Source organism: Klebsiella sp. K47, assembly GCF_051858335.1.
In the GTDB taxonomy this organism is placed as follows: Bacteria; Pseudomonadota; Gammaproteobacteria; order Enterobacterales; family Enterobacteriaceae; genus Klebsiella; species Klebsiella pneumoniae.
Genome location: NZ_JBPYUI010000456.1, coordinates 1 through 221, shown reverse-complemented (window position 1 = coordinate 221; position 221 = coordinate 1). Strand labels below are relative to the sequence as shown.

The window sequence follows — 221 nt, the reverse complement described above, 5'->3', positions numbered from 1 at the left end:
AGGCCGCAGCCAGTACCCTGGCAAACACCTCCAGCGCCTTGTCGACTTCGGCGTCGGTGCTGAAACGGCCGATGCTAAGGCGCACGCTGTTGCGCGCCTGGTGCTCATTCAGCCCCAGCGCCAGCAGCACGTGGGACGCCATGTTGCTGCCCGAGTTGCACGCCGAGGTGGTGGACAACGCCAGTTCGCTCGCCAGCGCCGCACTGTTGAAGCCCGGGCTG

At 67.0% G+C, this 221-nt stretch carries 1 pseudogene; it reads right to left on the bottom strand.

Annotated elements, in window-relative coordinates:
• A pseudogene (locus RRF55_RS28770) lies at positions 1-221 on the bottom strand (hypothetical protein); the annotation flags it as partial.